Origin of the sequence: Lysinibacillus sp. Bpr_S20 (assembly GCF_023337835.1) — a bacterium.
GTDB lineage: Bacteria > Bacillota > Bacilli > Bacillales_A > Planococcaceae > Lysinibacillus.
On the sequence record NZ_JALNLQ010000008.1, the window covers coordinates 146,314 to 165,585 of the forward strand.

General features: G+C 39.2%; 27 protein-coding genes. All 27 read left to right on the forward strand.

What is annotated here, in order from left to right:
- The first annotated feature begins 43 nt into the window (after positions 1–43).
- The 27 genes from MWJ95_RS18345 to rplF all read left to right on the forward strand — a co-directional run bounded on the left by MWJ95_RS18345 (position 44) and on the right by rplF (position 19,269).
- Positions 44–292 carry a ribosomal L7Ae/L30e/S12e/Gadd45 family protein gene (locus MWJ95_RS18345; RefSeq protein WP_132362679.1) on the forward strand — a complete coding sequence of 83 codons (249 nt, stop codon included), beginning with the start codon at positions 44–46 and terminating at the stop codon, positions 290–292.
- 98 nt (positions 293–390) lie between these two features.
- Entirely contained in the window at positions 391–810 is a 420-nt protein-coding gene (gene rpsL / locus MWJ95_RS18350; RefSeq protein ID WP_010860613.1) for a 30S ribosomal protein S12, read from the forward strand.
- 148 nt (positions 811–958) lie between these two features.
- Positions 959–1,429: a 30S ribosomal protein S7 gene (gene rpsG, locus MWJ95_RS18355; RefSeq protein WP_132362681.1), complete on the forward strand. Its 471-nt coding sequence runs from the start codon at positions 959–961 to the stop codon at positions 1,427–1,429.
- A gap of 42 nt (positions 1,430–1,471) precedes the next feature.
- On the forward strand, positions 1,472–3,550 hold the full coding sequence (fusA, locus tag MWJ95_RS18360; protein ID WP_249075413.1) for an elongation factor G: 2,079 nt from the start codon (positions 1,472–1,474) through the stop codon (positions 3,548–3,550).
- A 140-nt stretch (positions 3,551–3,690) separates the two neighbouring features.
- Complete coding sequence (gene tuf, locus MWJ95_RS18365) at positions 3,691–4,878, forward strand: elongation factor Tu (RefSeq protein ID WP_249075414.1); 1,188 nt, start codon at positions 3,691–3,693, stop codon at positions 4,876–4,878.
- Positions 4,879–5,145: 267 nt separating this feature from the next.
- On the forward strand, positions 5,146–5,835 hold the full coding sequence (locus MWJ95_RS18370) for a response regulator transcription factor (RefSeq protein ID WP_283164779.1): 690 nt from the start codon (positions 5,146–5,148) through the stop codon (positions 5,833–5,835).
- A 6-nt stretch (positions 5,836–5,841) separates the two neighbouring features.
- Positions 5,842–6,858 (forward strand): sensor histidine kinase, encoded by a 1,017-nt coding sequence (locus tag MWJ95_RS18375; RefSeq protein WP_249075415.1) that lies wholly within the window; start codon positions 5,842–5,844, stop codon positions 6,856–6,858.
- A 96-nt stretch (positions 6,859–6,954) separates the two neighbouring features.
- Positions 6,955–7,716, forward strand: a complete 762-nt coding sequence (locus MWJ95_RS18380; protein WP_249075442.1) for an ABC transporter ATP-binding protein — start codon at positions 6,955–6,957, stop codon at positions 7,714–7,716.
- Complete coding sequence (locus MWJ95_RS18385; protein ID WP_249106899.1) at positions 7,706–9,688, forward strand: FtsX-like permease family protein; 1,983 nt, start codon at positions 7,706–7,708, stop codon at positions 9,686–9,688. The genes MWJ95_RS18380 and MWJ95_RS18385 overlap by 11 nt, the downstream gene beginning before the upstream one ends.
- Positions 9,689–9,851: 163 nt before the next feature.
- Positions 9,852–11,168, forward strand: a complete 1,317-nt coding sequence (locus tag MWJ95_RS18390; RefSeq protein WP_249106900.1) for a Na+/H+ antiporter family protein — start codon at positions 9,852–9,854, stop codon at positions 11,166–11,168.
- A 506-nt stretch (positions 11,169–11,674) separates the two neighbouring features.
- Positions 11,675–11,983, forward strand: coding sequence for a 30S ribosomal protein S10 (gene rpsJ / locus MWJ95_RS18395; RefSeq protein ID WP_004233624.1), 309 nt, complete (start codon positions 11,675–11,677; stop codon positions 11,981–11,983).
- Positions 11,984–12,028: 45 nt separating this feature from the next.
- Positions 12,029–12,658: a 50S ribosomal protein L3 gene (rplC, locus tag MWJ95_RS18400; RefSeq protein ID WP_249075418.1), complete on the forward strand. Its 630-nt coding sequence runs from the start codon at positions 12,029–12,031 to the stop codon at positions 12,656–12,658.
- 26 nt (positions 12,659–12,684) lie between these two features.
- Entirely contained in the window at positions 12,685–13,308 is a 624-nt protein-coding gene (gene rplD / locus MWJ95_RS18405) for a 50S ribosomal protein L4 (protein ID WP_012296062.1), read from the forward strand.
- On the forward strand, positions 13,308–13,592 hold the full coding sequence (rplW, locus tag MWJ95_RS18410; RefSeq protein WP_053482811.1) for a 50S ribosomal protein L23: 285 nt from the start codon (positions 13,308–13,310) through the stop codon (positions 13,590–13,592). Before rplD ends, rplW begins: the two co-directional genes overlap by 1 nt.
- Before the next feature lie 47 nt (positions 13,593–13,639).
- The gene (gene rplB, locus MWJ95_RS18415) at positions 13,640–14,470 is read left to right on the forward strand and encodes a 50S ribosomal protein L2 (RefSeq protein WP_036124661.1); all 831 of its coding nucleotides are present in this window, start codon (positions 13,640–13,642) and stop codon (positions 14,468–14,470) included.
- 60 nt (positions 14,471–14,530) lie between these two features.
- Positions 14,531–14,809 carry a 30S ribosomal protein S19 gene (rpsS, locus tag MWJ95_RS18420; RefSeq protein ID WP_249075419.1) on the forward strand — a complete coding sequence of 93 codons (279 nt, stop codon included), beginning with the start codon at positions 14,531–14,533 and terminating at the stop codon, positions 14,807–14,809.
- A 22-nt stretch (positions 14,810–14,831) separates the two neighbouring features.
- Positions 14,832–15,176 (forward strand): 50S ribosomal protein L22, encoded by a 345-nt coding sequence (gene rplV, locus MWJ95_RS18425; protein ID WP_004233639.1) that lies wholly within the window; start codon positions 14,832–14,834, stop codon positions 15,174–15,176.
- Between the two features lie 3 nt (positions 15,177–15,179).
- Positions 15,180–15,833 carry a 30S ribosomal protein S3 gene (gene rpsC, locus MWJ95_RS18430; RefSeq protein WP_249075420.1) on the forward strand — a complete coding sequence of 218 codons (654 nt, stop codon included), beginning with the start codon at positions 15,180–15,182 and terminating at the stop codon, positions 15,831–15,833.
- A gap of 1 nt (position 15,834) precedes the next feature.
- Positions 15,835–16,269 carry a 50S ribosomal protein L16 gene (rplP, locus tag MWJ95_RS18435; protein WP_054767906.1) on the forward strand — a complete coding sequence of 145 codons (435 nt, stop codon included), beginning with the start codon at positions 15,835–15,837 and terminating at the stop codon, positions 16,267–16,269.
- Positions 16,259–16,459 (forward strand): 50S ribosomal protein L29, encoded by a 201-nt coding sequence (gene rpmC, locus MWJ95_RS18440; RefSeq protein WP_049662852.1) that lies wholly within the window; start codon positions 16,259–16,261, stop codon positions 16,457–16,459. Before rplP ends, rpmC begins: the two co-directional genes overlap by 11 nt.
- Positions 16,460–16,477: 18 nt before the next feature.
- Positions 16,478–16,741, forward strand: a complete 264-nt coding sequence (gene rpsQ, locus MWJ95_RS18445; protein WP_053482810.1) for a 30S ribosomal protein S17 — start codon at positions 16,478–16,480, stop codon at positions 16,739–16,741.
- Positions 16,742–16,784: 43 nt separating this feature from the next.
- Complete coding sequence (rplN, locus tag MWJ95_RS18450) at positions 16,785–17,153, forward strand: 50S ribosomal protein L14 (protein ID WP_004233650.1); 369 nt, start codon at positions 16,785–16,787, stop codon at positions 17,151–17,153.
- Between the two features lie 35 nt (positions 17,154–17,188).
- The gene (rplX, locus tag MWJ95_RS18455) at positions 17,189–17,497 is read left to right on the forward strand and encodes a 50S ribosomal protein L24 (protein WP_053482809.1); all 309 of its coding nucleotides are present in this window, start codon (positions 17,189–17,191) and stop codon (positions 17,495–17,497) included.
- Between the two features lie 27 nt (positions 17,498–17,524).
- On the forward strand, positions 17,525–18,064 hold the full coding sequence (gene rplE / locus MWJ95_RS18460; RefSeq protein WP_008181719.1) for a 50S ribosomal protein L5: 540 nt from the start codon (positions 17,525–17,527) through the stop codon (positions 18,062–18,064).
- A 21-nt stretch (positions 18,065–18,085) separates the two neighbouring features.
- On the forward strand, positions 18,086–18,271 hold the full coding sequence (locus MWJ95_RS18465; RefSeq protein WP_004233656.1) for a type Z 30S ribosomal protein S14: 186 nt from the start codon (positions 18,086–18,088) through the stop codon (positions 18,269–18,271).
- Between the two features lie 29 nt (positions 18,272–18,300).
- Positions 18,301–18,699 (forward strand): 30S ribosomal protein S8, encoded by a 399-nt coding sequence (gene rpsH / locus MWJ95_RS18470; protein ID WP_008181717.1) that lies wholly within the window; start codon positions 18,301–18,303, stop codon positions 18,697–18,699.
- A 30-nt stretch (positions 18,700–18,729) separates the two neighbouring features.
- Positions 18,730–19,269 carry a 50S ribosomal protein L6 gene (rplF, locus tag MWJ95_RS18475; protein WP_249075421.1) on the forward strand — a complete coding sequence of 180 codons (540 nt, stop codon included), beginning with the start codon at positions 18,730–18,732 and terminating at the stop codon, positions 19,267–19,269.
- Positions 19,270–19,272: the final 3 nt, after the last annotated feature.

Here is a 19,272-nt window from a genome sequence, read left to right on the forward strand (position 1 = left end):
TGAAGGTTGATAGTTAACTGTCTGTACTTCGGAGGATATGAAAATGTCTTATGATAAAGTAAGGGCAAGTCAAACAATCATAGGTACAAAGCAAGCAGTAAAAGCAATGCAAGCTGGTTCAGTGAAAGAACTTTTTGTGGCACTCGATGCAGACAATTGGGTAACCGATTCGGCCATATCTTTCGCGAGAGAAATCGGTATACCAGTTATTCTTGTTGAGTCCAAAAAGGAACTGGGCAAGGCCTGTGGAATCCATGTTGGAGCTGCGGTAGTTGCGATTACTGTAGAGTAGTTTTTGTGTATTAAACACAAAGACTTTGTTTTTACCCAAAAAATGAACCACCTGGATGTGTGGTATTAACAAGGAATAAATGAAGGGAGGAAAAATCGATGCCTACAATTAACCAATTAGTACGTAAGCCTCGTCAATCTAAAATCACGAAATCAAAATCACCAGCGTTAAACAAAGGATATAACTCATTTAAAAAATCTTTAACTGATGTTAAGTCTCCACAAAAACGCGGAGTTTGTACTCGTGTGGGTACAATGACACCTCGTAAACCAAACTCAGCGTTACGTAAATACGCTCGTGTACGTTTAACTAACCAAATCGAGGTTACAGCTTATATCCCAGGTGAAGGCCACAACTTACAAGAGCACAGTGTTGTTCTTATCCGTGGCGGACGCGTAAAAGACTTAGCGGGTGTTCGTTACCATATCGTACGTGGAGCTCTTGATACAGCTGGTGTAAACGGTCGTTTACAATCACGTTCTAAATACGGAACAAAACGCCCTAAAGAAAAAAAATAATTTAACATTATTAAGCGCTGCTTAATAATAAACATAAGTAGTTGTCGCAAATTTCTAATCTTGCTAGCAGATTGGAATTTTTTGCGGCAAATATGGCAAGACAATTCTTTTAAAATAAATCGATAACTATTCGAAAGGAGGAAAACACATGCCTCGTAAAGGTCCTGTTTCCAAACGTGACGTGTTACCAGATCCAATTTATAGTTCAAAACTAGTAACTCGTTTAATTAATAAAATGATGGTTGATGGTAAAAGAGGTACTTCTCAAAAGATTTTATACGGTGCGTTCGATCTAGTGAAAGAACGTTCTGGTCAAAATCCAATTGAAGTATTCGAAGCTGCCCTAAATAACGTAATGCCAGTTCTTGAAGTACGCGCTCGCCGTGTTGGTGGTTCTAACTACCAAGTGCCAGTAGAAGTACGTCCAGAACGTCGTACAACTTTAGGTCTTCGTTACCTAGTTAACTACGCTCGTCTTCGTGGTGAAAAAACAATGGAAGAGCGTTTAGCTAACGAAATCCTTGATGCTTCTAACAACACTGGTGCATCAGTTAAAAAGCGTGAAGATATGCATAAAATGGCAGAAGCGAACAAAGCATTCGCTCACTACCGTTGGTAATCTAAACATCGCATAAGCCCAATATGGAAGGAGAAATACCTCATGAAACGCGAATTCTCTCTTGAGAATACTCGTAATATTGGGATCATGGCTCACATTGATGCTGGTAAAACAACAACTACTGAGCGTATCCTTTATTACACAGGTAAGATTCACAAAATCGGTGAAACTCACGAAGGCGCTTCTCAAATGGACTGGATGGAGCAAGAGCAAGAACGTGGTATCACAATCACTTCTGCTGCAACAACAGCTCAATGGAACGGCCACCGTGTAAACATCATCGATACTCCTGGACACGTAGACTTCACTGTAGAAGTTGAACGTTCACTACGCGTACTTGATGGTGCTGTAACAGTTCTTGATGCTCAATCTGGTGTTGAACCTCAAACTGAAACAGTATGGCGTCAAGCTACAACTTACGGCGTTCCACGTATCGTGTTCATTAACAAAATGGATAAAACAGGTGCAGACTTCCTATATTCTGTAGGCACTCTACACGAACGTTTACAAGCAAACGCTCACCCTATCCAATTACCTATCGGAGCTGAAGATCAGTTCTCAGCAATCATTGACTTAGTGGAAATGAAAGCTACTTTCTACGGCGACGAAAAAGGTACAGCAGTAACTGAAGGTGAAATTCCTGAAGAGCACCGCGCACAAGCTGAAGAATACCGTGAAAAATTAATCGATGCTGTTGCAAGTGTTGATGAAGATATCATGGAAAAATATTTAGAAGGCGAAGAAATTTCTGTTGCTGAACTTAAAGCGGCTATCCGTCGTGCTACGATCGCAGTAGAATTTTACCCAGTAATCTGTGGTACAGCATTCAAACACAAAGGCGTACGCCCAATGTTAGATGCAGTTATCGATTACTTACCATCTCCATTAGATGTACCAGCAATCAAAGGTACTGATGTTGATGGTGAAGAAGAATTAGAACGTCATTCTTCAGATGAAGAGCCATTCTCAGCTCTTGCATTCAAAGTTATGACTGACCCATTCGTAGGTAAATTAACTTTCTTCCGTGTGTACTCTGGAACTTTAGAATCAGGTTCATACGTACAAAACTCTTCTAAAGGTAAACGTGAGCGTGTAGGACGTATCCTACAAATGCACGCAAACTCTCGTGAAGAGATTTCTAAAGTATATGCTGGGGACATCGCAGCAGCAGTAGGTCTTAAAGATACTACTACTGGTGATACTCTATGTGACGAGAAAAACCTAGTTATTCTTGAATCAATGGAATTCCCTGAGCCAGTAATTTCTCTTTCTGTAGAACCAAAATCAAAAGCTGACCAAGATAAAATGGGTCAAGCTTTACAAAAACTTCAAGAAGAGGATCCAACTTTCCGTGCTCACACTGACACAGAAACTGGTCAAACAATCATCTCAGGTATGGGTGAGCTTCACCTTGATATCTTAGTTGACCGTATGCGCCGTGAATTTAAAGTAGAAGCTAACGTAGGTGCTCCAATGGTATCTTACCGTGAAACATTCCGTAGCTCTGCAAAAGTTCAAGGTAAATTCACTCGCCAATCTGGTGGTCGTGGACAATATGGTGACGTAACGATTGAGTTCTCTCCAAATGAAGAAGGTAAAGGCTTTGAATTCGAAAACGCTATCGTTGGTGGTGTAGTACCTCGTGAATACATTCCTGCAGTTGAAGCTGGTCTTCGTGACTCTCTTGAACGCGGTGTAGTAGCTGGTTACCCACTTATCGACATTAAAGCGAAATTAGTATTCGGTTCTTACCATGACGTTGACTCGAATGAGATGGCGTTCAAAATTGCCGCATCTATGGCTCTTAAAGAAGCTGCTAAACAATGTGATGCAGTTATCTTAGAACCAATGATGAAAGTAGAAGTTGTAATTCCAGAAGAATACCTTGGTGATATCATGGGTAACATTACTTCTCGTCGCGGACGCGTTGAGGGTATGGAAGCTCGCGGTAACTCTCAAGTTGTTCGTGCAATGGTTCCTTTATCGGAAATGTTTGGATATGCAACAACTCTACGTTCAGCAACACAAGGTCGTGGTGTATTCTCAATGACATTCGATCATTATGAAGAAGTACCAAAATCGATCGCTGCTGACATCGTCAAAAAAAATAAAGGTGAATAATTGAATTTTCATCTTGCATAAAGTATAACTAATTTGTAAGCTATGATTGTGGGATGGTGGATGGGCCCGTTCGCCATCAGCAATCATTCTATAAATTTTCTAAAAAATATAAACATATAATTTTGAGGAGGCAATCTCTAATGGCTAAAGAAAAATTCGACCGTTCAAAAACGCATGCTAACATTGGTACAATCGGACACGTTGACCATGGTAAAACAACTTTAACTGCTGCTATCGCAACAGTTCTTTCTAAAAAAATGGGTGGGGAAGCTAAATCATACGCTGATATCGATAACGCTCCAGAAGAAAAAGAACGTGGTATCACAATCAATACTTCTCACGTAGAATACGAAACTGATACTCGTCACTATGCACACGTTGACTGCCCAGGACACGCTGACTATGTTAAAAACATGATCACTGGTGCTGCACAAATGGACGGCGGTATCTTAGTAGTATCTGCTGCTGATGGCCCAATGCCACAAACTCGTGAACACATCCTTTTATCTCGTCAAGTAGGTGTTCCATACTTAGTAGTATTCATGAACAAATGTGATATGGTAGACGACGAAGAATTATTAGAATTAGTAGAAATGGAAATCCGTGACCTACTATCTGAATATGAATTCCCAGGTGACGATCTTCCTGTAATCAAAGGTTCTGCTCTTAAAGCTCTTGAAGGTGAAGCAGAATGGGAAGAAAAAATCGTTGAATTAATGGACGCTGTAGATGCTTACATCCCAACTCCAGAACGTCAAACTGACAAACCATTCATGATGCCAGTAGAGGACGTATTCTCTATCACTGGTCGTGGTACAGTTGCAACTGGCCGTGTTGAACGTGGTCAAGTTAAAGTTGGTGACGTAGTTGAGATCGTTGGTATCTCTGAAGAAGCAAAATCTACTACTGTAACTGGTGTAGAAATGTTCCGTAAATTATTAGACTACGCTGAAGCTGGTGACAACATCGGTGCTTTACTTCGTGGTGTAGCTCGTGAAGAAATCCAACGTGGTCAAGTATTAGCTAAACCAGGCTCAATCACTCCACACACTAACTTCAAAGCTGAAGTTTATGTTTTATCAAAAGAAGAGGGTGGCCGTCATACTCCATTCTTCTCTAACTACCGTCCTCAGTTCTACTTCCGTACAACTGACGTAACAGGTATCTGTAACTTACCAGAAGGCGTTGAAATGGTAATGCCTGGCGATAACATCGAAATGACAGTAGAACTTATCGCTCCAATCGCTCTTGAAGAAGGTACTAAATTCTCTATCCGTGAGGGTGGCCGTACTGTAGGCGCTGGCGTAGTTGCTTCTATCCAAAAATAATTTAAGCATTTAGCTTATTTTCAAAACCAATCTGTAGGGACGCTTACAGATTGGTTTTTTATGTTAAAATAGGTAAAGAGCATTTGATAAACTCGTTTAAATTAGATTATTTTATGTATACATAACAAATGAAATATCAAAAAACAGAAATTACTTAACACGATAAAAGTAAATAGAATTTCCCTGTGCGAAAACGGAAATCAATCTCACGTTTTGGTGATAGAACTATTTAATACATATCAATATTCATGAAAGGAGAATTTGCATATGGAGATGAAAATACTACTGATTGAAGACGATCCATCCATTTTCGAAATGATTCAAACACGTTTTGCACAATGGTCCCTTCAGGTTGTAGGCCCTACAGATTTCCAAAAGGTGATGGATGATTTTATTGAGCAAAAGCCGCAGCTTGTATTAATTGACATTCAGCTACCTGCTTATGATGGCTTTCATTGGTGTCGTGAAATACGTCATATCTCAAAGGTGCCAATTCTCTTTCTATCTTCACGAGACCATCCAATGGATATGGTAATGGCCATGCAAATGGGAGCAGATGATTTTGTGCAAAAGCCTTTCCATATGGAGGTATTACTAGCAAAGGTACAAGCAATTTTACGCCGGACCTATGACTATATAGAAGAATCAATGGATGTTACACGTTTTAATGGTGCGGTTATTGATTATGCACGCAGTGAAATTATGTATGAGGGTAATCTTGCTTCGTTGACCAAAAATGAACTCTTTATTTTACGCATTTTAGTGGAAAAGGCCGATCAAATAGTTTCTAGAGATGATTTAATGCGAAAGTTATGGGATGATGAGCGTTTCGTTAATGATAATACCTTGTCGGTAAATGTTAATCGATTACGTAGTAAGCTTGAGGATATAGGTTTGCAAGAAGCGATTTTAACTAAAAAGGGACTTGGTTATATGGCTGTAACACAAGGGACGTGAGTGATAATGCTAATTTTATTTTTAAGAGAACGACTCGCTTGGATAGGATTTTTCGCTTTTATCATCATCATGATCAATGTTTTATTTTCTTTAGATGCTGGATTAGAAGGAATATCTATTTGGTATATAAATATTAGCATGCTTATTAGTTTTATGATCTTCCTTTTTTGGCGATATGTAGTAGAAGTGGGGCAGGTGAAGGTTTTCCTGGGAAATGTGGAAAGTCAAATCGATGATGTGCATAGCAAAAATTTTGGGTTATCACCTTTTCAAGTAGCATATCTTACGAAAATTGAAGATTTTTTTTATGATAAAAATACAGAGTTAAATCAAGCAAAGGTACAGCTACAGGAATATTCGGATGAGCTCCTAGCATGGGTGCACGAAGTAAAGGCACCTCTGACTTCAATTAATTTAATGTTGGATCATATAGATGATTTGACATTACGTCGTAAATTAGAGACTGAGTGGCTAAGACTGCATTTATTAGTTGACCAGCAGCTCCACCAAACACGGTTAGCTTCTATTGAAAAAGATAATTATATGACGGAGATCGAGCTAAAAACTGTGGTCTATAAAGAAATAAGAGCTATGCAGGCATGGTGCATTGAAAAAGGTATCGGTTTTGAGATTGAAGAGTTAGCTGAAACAGTGGTGACGGATGGTAAATGGCTAGCCTTTATTATCCGTCAAATTTTGTCCAATGCCATTAAATATAGTCCCGCGAATTCAGAGGTATTGATCTTTACTGAAGTAGATGCTACTGGAGCAACACTACTACATATAAAAGATGCAGGTATTGGTATTCGTAAGGAGGATCTACCCCGTATTTTTTATAAATCGTATACGGGGACAGCTGGGAGAGAGTCTGCACAATCTACAGGTATGGGTCTATACTTAGCGCATAATGTGGCACAGAAAATTGGGGTTCGTATTACTGTCCAATCTATCGTGGGGGAAGGTTCGATATTTACATTACGTTTCCCATTGCAAAATGAATATGTCCAACTAACAGGTAGATGACGAAATTGTCACCTACCTTTTTATATTGTCATGTAAAACACACGAATTATCGAAGAGGACAGGGTACACTTGAATTATAGAAAGGGGCGTTTACAAGTGGCGGTTTTAATTGGTCGTAAAGTAAAAAAAGTATATGGTAAAAAATCAACAGCCCAAGAGGTGTTAAAGGGTATTGATGTAGAAGTAAATCAAGGTGAATTTGTTGGTATTATGGGACCTTCAGGCTCTGGGAAGACAACACTTTTAAATGTTTTGTGTTCGATTGACTTTGCAACAGAAGGTGTTATTGAAATAAATGGTCAAAACTTACGTGGTATGAAGGAGAAGGCGTTAGCTAATTTCCGTCGTGAACAATTAGGATTCATATTCCAAGATTATAATTTGTTAGATACACTAACGGTGAAAGAAAATATTCTACTACCACTAGCTATTGGTAGGCTTCCAAAGGCTGTCGCGGAGAGCCGTGTTAAGGAGCTAACACATTTGTTAGGTATTACGGAGATTTTAAATAAATATCCTAACGAAATATCAGGTGGCCAAAAGCAACGTACATCAGCGGCTCGAGCGCTAATTACAAATCCGTCTCTTGTATTTGCTGATGAGCCTACAGGGGCACTTGACTCAAAATCAGCCACTGCACTTTTAAAAAATCTACAAAGTATTAATGAATCAAAAAAAGCAACGATTATGATGGTTACGCATGATGCAGTAGCAGCGAGTTTTTGCACACGTGTTTTATTTTTGAAGGACGGACTTATTTATAGTGAGCTATATAAAGGAGATAAAACAAGACAAGCATTTTTCCAAGAAATCATGCATACGCAAAGTGTGCTAGGCGGTGACGGCTATGAGTCTTAGTAAGCTCGTGTTACGCAGTATGAAGAAAAATATGAAGCATTATTATTTATATTTTTTCGCACTTATTTTTAGTGTTACTTTATATTTTTCTTTTGTGACACTGCAGAATAATACTGAAGTGCTGGCTACAGTACAAGAGAGCGGTACTGCCACAGCAGGTTTCGCTGCAGCAACCTATATGCTGTACTTTATTGTCTTGTTTTTCGTACTTTATGCAAACCATCTATTTATGAAGCGTCGTAGTAAGGAAATTGGCTTGTATCAGCTAATAGGGATGACAAAGGGGCTTATCGTACGCTTATTAGCGGTAGAAAGTATCCTATTGTTTGTAGGCGCGGTCATTTTAGGTATGCTTGCTGGGTTCTTTAGTTCACGTTTATTTACAATGATTTTACTACGTGTACTGGAAAAAGAGGCACTTGTGACGATGACATTTAGTACAGAGGCATTGCAACAGTCTATCGTAGTATTTGCCATTCTACTAGTCATAGTACTCGTGCAAATGGCTTGGATGATTTATCGCGTATCATTACTATCATTATTCAGTGCTTCTAAGCAAGCCGATGAGCGCGTAAAGCGTTTCAACCCATTACAAATGGTTATTGGTTTTTTAGGACTTGTGCTAATTGCGTATGGCTATTATGCATCAACGAAGCTTTTCGATATTAATTCTCAGGGTAATTTAACGCTTAATATGATTATTATTTTAGCCACTACCATCGGCGGAACGTTCCTTGTTTTCCGTTTCTCTGTAGCATTTATTATGAATTCTATTCGTCTTAAGAAAAATGGACATCTAACTGTCCGTGATGTATTAGCACTAACACCGATTATGCATCGCATGAAAGGTAATGCGAAATCCTTAACGCTTATAACAGTTTTAACGGGTGTTTCACTTGGGGTTACAACATTAGCATATATAGCGTATTATTCAACAGGCTCGTCGTCATATAGTCAAGTACCTGCAGATTATATTTTACTTGAAGACCATTTCCAAGAGTTTTTAAAGGAGCTTGAAGAAAATAATATTGCTTTTGAAAAAGTAGATTACCGATTACAGAGTGTTTCAGCTTCTTTTTCACAATTATTGTCTGAAAGTCAGCAAAATGAAGATAATCCCCTTTATGGTGCAGAAGGAATCATTACTACAATTCCGATTTCTGACTATCAACAAATAGCTCCTGAAGCTTCTGTATCGGGTTACGATGTTATTTTAACAAACTATAGTGGCTATATGGCAGAAATGTTTCCGCTTGAAAAGGATCGTGATGTAGATATTACTATAGGAAGTCCAGAGGAAGGTCGTAAAAAAACCCTTCATGTAACAGATGTGCGACATGAAAGTATTATAAGTGGTGCTGTGACTGGTGGGCCTGGGGGACCTGTTTTCGTAGTTTCAGATGCATTGTTTGAAGAAATAGCTGCTCACGAAGATATTGATATGTTGCATAAACAAACTTCTATTCACCTAAAGAATAAAAGTGATTTAGCTCTAGCGGAGAATTTATATGCAAAGAGTTCGAGTGTGAAAAAAGGTGGAGTTAATTATTCATTCTATTTACAGTCCTATGAAAAACAACGTAAAGAGAATTTAGAAACTTTAGGTTTATCAATTTTCACCGTAGCATTTTTAGGCTTAGCATTTTTAATGACAACTGGTAGTATTTTATACTTTAAGCAAATGTCTGAGGCTGAAGAGGAGCGAGCTTCGTATACGATATTAAGAAAGATTGGCTTCGCTGAAAAGGATATTATGAAAGGCATATATATGAAACAAGCCTTTAATTTTGGCGTCCCATTAATAATAGGGCTGCTCCATAGTTACTTTGCTGTGAAGTCTGGATGGTTTTTATTCGGCTCAGAGTTAACTACACCATTATGGATTGCTATGAGCTGTTATATTGCGTTATACGCTATCTTCGCTGTACTTTCCGTTGGCTATTATAAAAAAGTTATTCGTGAATCATTATAATAGGAAGAAATCTAAAAGCAGTATGATTATTTAAGATCATACTGTTTTTGTCGTTTAAATTCGGAAGATTATTATAGGGGTATAAAAATATCTTGACTTTTAATTATTAGAGGATTAAAGTTTAACGTATTAGTAATCTAGTGTATGAAAGTGAAGTGTTGAAATGAACGCAGTAATTGTGGCAGTGGCTATCATGCTAATATTAAGCTTGCTCCGTATCAATGTTGTTCTTTCCCTTGTGTTGGGGGCCTTTGCAGGAGGTCTAACAAGCGGTATGGGTATTGAAGCAACTGTAAAGTCATTTACAGAAGGCCTAGGAGCCGGCGCAACGATTGCTTTAAGTTATGGATTGCTTGGTGGTTTCGCTATTGCCATCTCAAAAACGGGAATTCCTGAATTAATGATTGCAGGGATTTTAAAGATATTAAATAAAAACGGTACAAGTAATCGAAAAGGTTTAGTAAAGGTGCTCATCTTCTTATTAATCTTTATGATGTCTATTTTCTCACAAAATTTAATTCCGATTCATATTGCCTTTATTCCATTATTGATACCGCCAATCTTAAAGGTTTTAAATTTGCTTGAGGTTGACCGCCGGATTATTGCAACGTTAATTGCTGTTGGTTTAATAGGGACATATAGTTTCGTTCCTGCTGGCTTCGGAGCTATTTTCCAAGATATCGTTTCTACTCAAGTATCTAAGGCTGGTATGGAGGCATCTTCACGTGATGTGCCAGTAGCGATGGCTATACCTATTCTGGGGATGTTAATTGGGCTATGTGTAGCCTTTTTCGTTTACCGTAAGCCTCGACAATATCAAAATAATGATGTGGAGACAGCGTCTTTAAACGTTAATGTTAGTAAGTTCGTTATTTTTTCTACGACTGTGGCTTTAATTGTCTCTCTTTGTGCACAAATTTATACTGATTCAATGATTGTAGGTGCTTTTGCGGGCATTATGATTATGTATTTCACTGGTGCACTTAAATGGAAAGAAGCAGATGAGATTCTTTCTGAGGGAATGAAGATGATGGCCTTTATCGGTTTTGTTATGATCACTGCAAATGGTTTTGCATCTGTGATTAACGCAACAGGTCATGTAGATAGCTTAATTAATAGCTCTATAAACATTCTTCAAGGGAATAAGAGTCTTGCTATATTTATTATGTTGGTTATTGGTTTAATTGTGACGATGGGAATCGGTTCATCATTTGCAACCGTTCCTATTATAGCAACTTTATTTGTTCCTCTTGGACAAGGGTTAGGAATGAGTCCGTTGGCGATTTTATGTCTAATAGGCACAGCGGGTGCTTTAGGAGATGCAGGCTCTCCTGCTTCAGATTCTACTCTAGGACCAACAGCTGGCTTAAATGTAGACGGACAGCATAATCACATTTGGGATACCTGTGTGCCAACGTTTACGTTCATTAACATTCCACTTATTATATTTGGCTGGGTTGCATGTGTGTTTTTCTTATAAATTGATAGAATGGGCGGCTTCTTTATTAAAGAGGCTGCTTTTTTATTAATTTACTTCTTTAATTGTAACGAATGCGAAGCGACAGCTACAGAAGTCTCCCATCTCTATAAATTGATAGAAAATAAGAAGGTAGTTTTCATTTCATTCACGAAGTGAGTTCAACAGTACTCGTTTTTGTGGTCAGTTAATTGTTAGAAATATTAAAAAACGTTGATATAGCAGCCTTAAGTGTTGCAATATGCAAAGGAATTTTATATACTAATAAACGGCTTAGAAAAGCGAGAAATATTAGTGAAAATAGTAGTACTAAAGAATATCTGCAACATTTAAAAGAATTTAGCGAAAAGACTTGCTTATTCTTTTTTTATTGTATATAATGTTGAATGTTGGTCTTTGACTGCGATGAAACGAGAGGTTGCCGACACACCCGGCCGCTTTGCCATGGCGGTGTGTGGGAGAATTTTCGTGGAGAATGTCTAGAAAATAGGCGAGAAGGAGGGAAAATAATGGCAAAACAAAAGATTCGTATTCGTTTAAAAGCGTATGATCACCGTATTTTAGATCAGTCTGCTGAGAAAATTGTGGAAACTGCAAAACGTTCAGGTGCAAGTGTATCAGGTCCGATTCCACTTCCAACTGAGAAGTCTGTGTACACAATTCTTCGTGCTGTTCACAAGTACAAAGATTCTCGTGAACAATTCGAAATGCGTACGCATAAACGTCTGATCGATATCGTTAACCCAACACCACAAACTGTTGATGCGTTAATGAAACTTGATTTACCATCTGGCGTTGATATCGAAATCAAACTTTAATGGTAAAAAATATAACTTTTTTAAAACTTACAGGAGGTGTGACAAATGGCTAAAGGAATCTTAGGTAGAAAAATTGGTATGACACAAGTTTTCGCTGAAAACGGCGATTTAATCCCGGTAACAGTTATCGAAGCTACTCCAAACGTAGTGCTTCAAAAGAAATCTGTTGAAACAGACGGCTACGAAGCTATCCAAGTTGGTTTCGAAGACAAGCGTGTTAAGCTTTCTAACAAACCAGAACAAGGTCACGTAGCAAAAGCGAACACTGCTCCTAAGCGCTTCATTCGTGAATTCCGCAACGTGAATACGGAAGAATACGAAGTTGGTCAAGAAGTCAAAGTAGAAATTTTCGCAGAAGGCGATGTAATTGATGTAACAGGTGTTACTAAAGGTAAAGGTTTCCAAGGTGTAATTAAACGCCATGGTCAATCTCGTGGTCCTATGGCCCACGGTTCTCGTTACCACCGTCGTCCTGGTTCAATGGGTCCAGTTGCTCCGAACCGCGTATTCAAACAAAAGAAATTACCTGGTCAAATGGGTGGCACAGTAGTTACAATCCAAAACTTAGAAATCGTGAAAGTTGATGCGGAACGTAACTTGCTACTTGTTAAAGGTAATGTTCCTGGTTCTAAAAAAGCTCTAGTTACAGTTAAAACTGCAATTAAAGCTAAGTAATCACCTAAGGAAAGGAGGAAACAGGAATGACAAAAGTATCTGTACTTAGTCAAACAGGTGCTTCAGTTGGTGAAATCGAATTAAACGATGCGATTTTTGGAATCGAGCCAAATGAAGCAGTATTATTCGACGCTGTAGTAGCTCAACGTGCTTCTCTTCGTCAAGGTAATCACAAGGTTAAAAACCGTTCTGAAGTTGCTGGTGGTGGTCGTAAACCATGGCGTCAAAAAGGAACTGGTCGTGCTCGTCAAGGTTCTATCCGTTCTCCACAATGGCGCGGTGGTGGTATCGTATTCGGTCCAACTCCACGTAGCTACTCTTACAAATTACCTAAAAAAGTTCGTCGCTTAGCTCTTAAATCAGCTTTATCAGCTAAAGTTGTAGAACAAAACTTCTTAGTTCTTGATGCTCTTACATTAGCAGCACCAAAAACAAAAGAATTCACAAAAATTCTTAAAGATCTTTCTTTAGAGAAAAAATCTTTATTCGTAACTGCTGACCTAGATGAAAACGTAGCATTATCTGCTCGTAACATCCCTGGTGTAACAGTTTTAACTGCAAATGGAATCAACGTTCTTGATCTTTTAGGTCATGAAAAAGTTGTATTCACAAAATCTGCAGTAGAAAAAGTTGAGGAGGTGCTTGGATAATGGAAGCACGTGATATTTTAAAACGTCCGGTCATTACTGAGCGTTCTTCAGAACTTATGGCAGAGAAAAAGTATACTTTCGAAGTAGACACTCGCGCTAACAAAACTCAAGTAAAAGACGCTGTAGAAGAAATCTTTGGTGTAACAGTTGAGAAAGTAAACGTTCTTAACTACAAAGGTAAATTCAAACGCGTTGGCCGTTACGGTGGTTACACTAACAAACGTCGTAAAGCGATTGTTAAATTAACTGCTGATAGCAAAGAAATCGAATTATTCGAAATGTAATCCTTTAAGGATTTATGATTTGAACACTCAAGAAGGAGGGAAACACAATGGCGATTAAAAAGTATAAACCTACCTCTAATGGTCGTCGTAATATGACGTCTTTAGACTTTGCGGAAATTACAACTAACAAGCCTGAGAAATCATTGCTTGAACCAACTAAACGCAAAGCTGGTCGTAACAACCAAGGTAAAATCACTGTTCGTCATCATGGCGGTGGACATAAGAAGCAATACCGTGTTATCGATTTCAAACGTGTAAAAGATGGCATTCCGGCTAAAGTTGCTACTATCGAATATGATCCAAACCGTTCTGCGAATATCGCATTAATCAACTACGCTGATGGAGCAAAAGCTTACATCTTAGCACCTAAAGGTCTAGAGGTTGGTCAAACAATCGTATCTGGTCCAGATGCTGATATTAAAGTAGGTAACGCATTACCATTAGCAAACATTCCAATGGGTACAACAATCCATAACATCGAGTTAAAACCTGGTAAAGGTGGACAATTAGTACGTTCTGCTGGTACTTCTGCGCAAGTACTTGGTCGTGAAGACAAATACGTAATCGTTCGTCTACAATCTGGTGAAGTTCGTTTAGTGTTAGCTACTTGCCGCGCTACAATCGGTCAAGTTGGTAACGAACAACACGAACTAGTACACATCGGTAAAGCAGGTCGTAGCCGTTGGTTAGGTAAACGCCCAGAAGTTCGTGGTTCTGTAATGAACCCTAACGATCACCCACACGGCGGTGGTGAAGGACGTTCTCCAATCGGACGTAAATCACCAATGACTCCTTGGGGTAAACCAGCACTTGGTTACAAAACTCGCAAGAAGAAAAACAAATCGGATAAATTCATCATCCGTAGTCGTAAAAAATAATGTGGTTAAACTACGGTTCTATGTGAGAGCCGTGGTGGAATCACGGAGGGAGGTTCCTACATGGGTCGCAGCTTGAAAAAAGGACCTTTTGTTGATGGTCACTTAATGAAAAAAGTGGAAGCACAAGAGGCTTCTGAGAAAAAACAAGTTATCAAAACTTGGTCACGCCGTTCTACAATCTTTCCTAACTTTATTGGTTTAACGATTGCTGTTTATGATGGACGTAAACACGTTCCTGTATACGTAACAGAAGATATGGTAGGCCATAAACTTGGTGAGTTCGCACCGACACGTGCTTACAAAGGTCACGGTGCAGACGACAAGAAAACAAGACGCTAATTTTGAGAGGAGGTAAATCCTAATGACACAAGCTAAAGCTATCGCTCGTACTGTTCGCATTGCTCCTCGTAAAGTACGTCTAGTTGTAGACTTAATCCGAGGCAAGCAAGTTGGTGAGGCAGTTGCAATTTTACGTCATACTCCAAAAGCGGCGTCTCCAGTCGTTGAAAAAGTATTAAAATCTGCAGTTGCTAACGCTGAACACAACTACGATCTTGACATCAACTCTTTAGTAGTTTCTGAAGTTTTCGTTGATGAAGGTCCAACATTAAAACGTTTCCGTCCACGTGCACAAGGACGTGCAAGCGCAATTAACAAACGCACAAGCCACATTACTCTAGTGGTATCTGAGAAGAAGGAGGGTTAATCCGTGGGTCAAAAAGTACATCCAATAGGACTACGCGTTGGTGTTATTCGTGACTGGGAGTCAAAATGGTACGCTGAAAAAGACTATGCAACTCTACTTCACGAAGACATCAAAGTGCGTAAATATATTGAAACGGCTCTTAAAGACGCTTCTGTTTCTAAAGTAGAAATCGAACGCGCTGCAAACCGTGTAAACATTACAATTCACACTGCGAAACCAGGTATGGTAATCGGTAAAGGTGGTTCTGAAGTTGAAAACCTTCGTAAATACCTTAGCGATTTAACTGGTAAACGTGTACACATCAACATTATCGAAATCAAACGTGCTGATCTTGACGCTCGTCTAGTAGCTGAAAACATCGCTCGTCAATTAGAAAACCGTGTATCATTCCGTCGTGCGCAAAAGCAAGCGATCCAACGCACAATTCGTGCTGGTGCAAAAGGAATTAAAACACAAGTATCTGGTCGTTTAGGTGGCGCTGATATCGCGCGTGCTGAACACTATAGTGAAGGAACTGTTCCACTTCATACTCTACGTGCTGACATCGACTATGCACACGCAGAAGCTGACACTACTTACGGTAAATTAGGCGTTAAAGTATGGATCTACCGTGGTGAAGTTCTTCCTACGAAGAAATCTGTGGAAGGAGGCAAATAATATGTTATTGCCTAAACGCGTAAAATACCGTCGTGAACACCGCGGAAACATGCGTGGCGAAGCGAAAGGCGGTAAAGAAGTATCTTTCGGCGAATGGGGCCTACAAGCTCAAACAGCTAGCTGGATTACTAACCGTCAAATCGAATCTGCACGTATCGCGATGACTCGTTACATGAAACGTGGCGGTAAAGTTTGGATTAAAATCTTCCCACACAAACCTTACACTAAAAAACCTCTAGAAGTCCGCATGGGTTCTGGTAAAGGTTCTCCTGAAGGTTGGGTTGCAGTAGTAAAACCAGGAAAAGTTATGTTCGAAATCGCTGGTGTATCTGAAGAGGTTGCACGTGAAGCACTTCGTTTAGCATCACATAAGCTTCCTGTTAAATGTAAGATCGTAAAACGTCAAGAAACTGGTGGTGAATCTAATGAAAGCTAATGAAATCCGTGACCTTGCCACTTCTGAATTAGAATTAAAAGTGAAATCACTGAAAGAAGAGCTTTTCAACCTTCGCTTCCAATTGGCGACTGGTCAATTAGAAAACACAGCTCGTATTCGTGAAGTGCGTAAAGCAATCGCGCGTATGAAAACTGTTATTCGTGAAAGAGAAATCAGTGCAAATAACTGATAAAGGAGGTTTTCAAGTATGACTGAGCGTAATCAACGCAAAGTTTACACGGGCCGCGTTGTTTCAGATAAAATGGATAAAACAATTTCTGTTCTAGTTGAAACTCACAAAAAGCACAAGCTTTATGGTAAACGTGTAAAGTACTCTAAAAAGTTTAAGGCTCATGATGAGTTAAACACAGCGAAAATCGGTGATATCGTACGTATCATGGAAACTCGCCCGCTATCAGCTACTAAACGTTTCCGTCTAGTTGAAGTTGTAGAAAAAGCGGTTATTATTTAATAACTATTTCGGAACAACCAATTTCCGAAGGGAGGTAACCTAAGTGATCCAACAAGAAAGTCGTATGAAAGTTGCTGACAACTCAGGTGCACGTGAAGTTCTTACAATTAAAGTCCTTGGTGGCTCTGGCCGTAAAACTGCTAACATCGGTGATATCGTTGTTTGTACAGTTAAGAAAGCAACACCAGGTGGCGTTGTTAAGAAGGGTGACGTTGTTAAGGCTGTTATCGTTCGTACTAAATCAGGCGTACGTCGTAAAGATGGTACGTACATCAAATTTGATGAAAATGCTTGTGTAATTATTCGTGATGATAAATCACCACGCGGAACTCGTATTTTCGGACCTGTTGCACGTGAATTACGTGACAGCAACTTCATGAAAATCGTTTCTCTAGCTCCAGAAGTTCTTTAATTTCATGACAGTGCCAATCAAGGAGGTGCGACAGCATGCATGTAAAAAAAGGTGACAAGGTTAAGGTTATCACTGGTAAGGACAAAGGCAAAGAAGGCGTAATCCTTGCTGCTTACCCTAAACAAGATCGCGTTCTTGTTGAAGGTGTGAACATCGTGAAAAAACACGTAAAACCTAACCAATTGAATCCACAAGGTGGTATTGTAAGCCAAGAGGCTGCAATTCACGTTTCGAACGTAATGCTAATCGATCCTAAATCTGGCGAGCCGACTCGTGTAGGTTATAAAATCGAAAACGGTAAAAAAGTTCGTGTTGCAAAAAAATCAGGTGCAGTAATCGACTAATTTTTATAAAAGAAGGGAGGTACACAAATGAGCCGCCTAAAAGAAAAATATTTAAATGAAGTTTCACCTGCTCTTATGAGCAAGTTTGGATATAAATCAGTTATGCAATTGCCGAAAGTTGACAAAATCGTTATCAACATGGGTGTTGGTGACGCAGTTCAAAACTCAAAAGCATTAGATGCAGCTGTAGAAGAACTAACAATTATCACTGGTCAAAAACCAGTAGTAACTAAAGCGAAAAAATCGATTGCAGGTTTCCGTCTACGTGAAGGTATGCCTATCGGTGCTAAAGTTACATTACGCGGTGAGCGTATGTATGAATTCTTGGATAAATTAATCTCAATTTCACTACCTCGTGTACGTGACTTCCGTGGTGTTTCTAAAAAAGCATTCGATGGTCGCGGTAACTACACTTTAGGTGTTAAAGAGCAATTAATTTTCCCAGAAATCGATTACGATAAAGTTTCAAAAGTACGCGGTATGGACATCGTGATCGTAACGACAGCGAATTCTGATGAAGAAGCTCGCGAGTTATTGACACAATTCGGTATGCCGTTCCAAAAGTAATTAAACAAGGAGGGCGAAAACGTGGCTAAAAAATCTATGATCGTTAAACAACAACGTAAGCAAAAGTTTAAAGTGCAAGAATATACACGTTGTGAACGCTGTGGCCGTCCACACTCTGTATATCGTAAATTTAAACTTTGCCGTATTTGTTTCCGAGAACTTGCATATAAGGGACAAATTCCTGGCGTGAAAAAAGCCAGCTGGTAATCCCCTAATTTGGGAAGGAGGTAAATGTAATGACAATGACTGATCCGATTGCAGATATGCTTACTCGCATTCGTAATGCGAACATGGTTCGTCACGAAAAGTTAGAAGTACCAGCTTCCAACGTGAAAAAAGAAATCGCTGAAATTTTAAAGCGTGAAGGTTTCGTACGTGACGTAGAATACGTGGAAGATAACAAACAAGGTATCATCCGTATCTTCTTAAAATACGGTAAAGATAACGAGCGCGTTATCACTGGTTTAAAACGTATTTCTAAACCTGGTCTACGAGTATATGCTAAAACAAATGAAGTGCCTAAAGTACTGAACGGTCTTGGTATCGCTTTAGTGTCAACTTCACAAGGTCTATTAACAGATAAAGAAGCTCGCGCTAAACAAGTTGGCGGCGAAGTTCTAGCATACGTTTGGTAATTAGCAATAAATGAATGGAGGTGCAACTAAATGTCTCGTGTAGGTAAAAAAATTATCGAGGTACCAGCTAACGTAACTGTTACTGTTGCAGCTGACAACACAGTTACTGTTAAAGGTCCTAAAGGCGAACTTGTTCGTTCTTTCCACCAAGATATGAAAATTGAGCAAGAAGGTAACGTAATCTCAGTATCACGTCCTTCTGACTCAAAAGAACACCGCACAAACCACGGTACTACTCGTGCGCTATTAGCGAACATGGTTACTGGTGTTTCTGTAGGTTTCGAAAAATCATTAGAACTAATCGGTGTCGGTTACCGTGCGCAATTACAAGGTAAAAAACTTGTTCTTAACGTAGGTTACTCACATCCAGTTGAGTTCACACCTGAAGATGGTTTAGAAGTAGAAGTTCCTTCTAACACTAAGATCATCGTTAAAGGTATCAGCAAAGAACGTGTTGGTGCTCTTGCATCTAACATCCGTGACGTGCGTCCACCAGAGCCTTACAAAGGTAAAGGTATCCGTTATGAAGGCGAATATGTTCGTCGTAAAGAAGGTAAAACAGGTAAATAATGC